At 65.1% G+C, this 2,530-nt stretch carries 3 protein-coding genes; 1 reads left to right on the forward strand and 2 read right to left on the reverse strand.

Going from position 1 to position 2,530, the window contains the following annotated elements:
* Nucleotides 1-1,143 (forward strand): adenylate/guanylate cyclase domain-containing protein (locus tag VIR09_RS01515; RefSeq protein ID WP_332011104.1); only part of this gene is annotated, 1,143 nt, incomplete at its 5' end.
* A gap of 325 nt (nt 1,144-1,468) precedes the next feature.
* On the opposite strand, the gene VIR09_RS01525 is transcribed toward VIR09_RS01515, so the two are convergent.
* On the reverse strand, nt 1,469-2,074 hold the full coding sequence (locus tag VIR09_RS01525; protein ID WP_332011107.1) for an FkbM family methyltransferase: 606 nt from the start codon (nt 2,072-2,074) through the stop codon (nt 1,469-1,471).
* Nucleotides 2,068-2,530, reverse strand: a 463-nt coding sequence (locus VIR09_RS01530) for a transposase (protein ID WP_332011110.1), incomplete at its 5' end; no start/stop codon positions are given. The genes VIR09_RS01530 and VIR09_RS01525, both read right to left, overlap by 7 nt.

Below are 2,530 nucleotides of genomic sequence, written 5' to 3' on the forward strand. Positions count from 1 at the left end.
GGCGCGCTGCTGGTCGGGCCGGCGCTGCCGACACTCGCCGGAAGAATCGCGCTGGTCGGATCGTCGGCACTCGGCCTGGCGGACCGCGTCGCCACCCCTCTCGAGGCCAGCATGGCCGGCGTCACCGTGCACGCGGCAGCCCTCGATGGGATGTTGCGGGCGCTGGACGGATACGCCCCCCCGACGCCGTCCGGTCACCTGCTGGCGGGTTGGCTGGTGCTGTCCACGCTCGCGCTGTGGTGGGCGATCGCGCGCTGGCGCCGCCTGCGGGCCATCGCCGCGGTGCTGGGCGGTGCACTCACCGTGTGGGCGGCACTTGCCATCTGGGTGGTGCATACGCACGCGCCGGTGGCCATCAGTCCGGCCTTGTGGTCATACGCCTGCCTGCTCGGACTGTTCCTGCCGATCGAGTGGTCGGCGGCGCAGGCGCGCCTGCGCGCACGCACGCGCCTGCTGTCGCGTTACCTCGCCAGACCGGTGCTCGACGAGCTACTGGCACGCGACAACGACGACCCCTTGCTGCCCGCGCGCGCGGAAATCTCCGTCCTGATCGCCGACCTGCAGGACTACACGCGCATCACGGCCAACTCGACGCTCGAGGAAGCCGCCGCGCTCACGCGGCAGTTCCTGGACTGCCTGACCCGCCCGGTGCTCGAGGGGCGCGGCACGCTCGACAGCTACACCGGCGATGGGCTGATCGCCTTCTGGGGCGCTCCGATTGCCACACCCGACCATGCCGACCAGGCCCTGCAGGCCGCTCTCGATATGGCGCAAGCGGTGGCGCGATTGAACGAGGCGCGCCACCAGCAAGGCCGCTTTGCGCTGCGCGTGCGGATCGGCCTGGCCAGTGGACCGGCGCTGGTGGGTGACCTCGGCACGCCATTTCGCAGCACCTATACGGCCGTTGGCCCGGCCGTGAACCTGGCCGCGCGCCTGCAACAAGCCGCCCGCGAGATGGACTGCGACATCCTGGTCTGTGGCGAGACCGCAAGGGCAGTGCGCCGGCACCGGCTGCGGCCACTGGGCGACATCGAGCTGCACGGCCTGGCCGCGGTGACCGTCTTCACGCCGCAGGACACTGGGTACGGGCAAACCCAAGGCCCCGACGACCGGTTCCGCCCACGCCTGGCTAAGCCGGCGTAGGGTGGACAAAGGCCGAAAAGGCCGTGCCCATGCGGTTCTGACGAGGGTTCAGATGAGCGACGTGCGCCGACCGGCACCGTGTCCGCGTGGGCACGCTGCGCTTTGCCCACCTACGCCGGCTGGAATGGGAAACCTTGAACTGGGTGTCTTGGTTCAACAAACAACGCCTGCTTGATCCAATCGGCCATAGCCTACCGGCAGCGTTTGAGGCGCTATACGAGCAGGGTCAGGCGGATGTCCGCAACGCCGCCTGACTTAAACTCGATCGCCTCCGCGCTTTCCGGGGCGGCTCACTCGGCTTCAGAGTACGTCATTTTTCCCCTTTTTACATAATACGATTGGGCGCCATCGACAGCGCTTCAGAATGTTCCGCCTTCAGATACAAACAATTGGTCGTCGCACCTGACAGCGGCTGCAGTCCAACGTCTTTCCGGTACTGATAGACACCGTAACCATAGCCCCGAAGGAACTCCGTCACTACCGACCAGTCATTATTTTCGATCAGAAATATTGGCGAATTATTTTCTATTACTCTGGACATACCGCGCAGCACGGACATCTCGGCCCCTTCCGCATCGATTTTCACCACGTCAGCTTCTTGGACCACCTCATCAGCCACCTTGAAGCTCGCCCGCACGGGAATGATCTCAATTTTCCTGCCATAGCCCCTCAAGCGATCATGCACCCAAGGCTTTTCAAACTGGGCCAGCACCGTGGAAGCCTCCTGCATGTAAGGCACATCGTCTACATAGGGTATATATAGGTCGCGCTCGCATTCGGTATCCGACAAGCCGCACATATGAAATGCGAATTTTTCGTTGCCCAACAACTCGCGTACCCCCTGCAGGACGGACGCATACAACATGTTGGGTTCGAACGAGATGACTGACCCATTCGAACAATTCACCTGATTAGCGCCAATCTTCAGCACGGCCGGTAAACCGGCACGTTGCGCAGTGCTGATTCAGGCCAGGGCGGGCAGGCAGCGGCGGTGACCAGCAGGCGCGGCACCAGGGCCTTGAGGTCGAAGCGGCGATTAAAGCGCCAGGCGGCCTCGGCCAGGTAACGCTCAGCGTATTTGAAGAAGCCAAACGCATGACAGGTACCGTCCAGGGAGCGCTTGAGGTTGCCCAGCACGACGTTGACCCAGCGGGCGCCGTCGACCTCGGTGCCGGCCTTGCCCGGCGGGGCCTGAATCACGGTGTGGGCATGGTTCAGGTCGGCGACGGCCCGAAACGCGCCCAGGCCATCGCTGTAGACGTCGGCGCCCGGCGCCAGACGGCGCGCTGCCCAGTCGGCCAGGGCGGCCTTGGTGAAGGCCGGCACCGACTCGATGACCGCCTGGCGCGGATGGCCCGCCGCATCGGTGGCCACGGCAACGACGAAC

Origin of the sequence: Achromobacter sp. (assembly GCF_036567245.1) — a bacterium.
Taxonomy (GTDB): Bacteria; Pseudomonadota; Gammaproteobacteria; order Burkholderiales; family Burkholderiaceae_B; genus Achromobacter.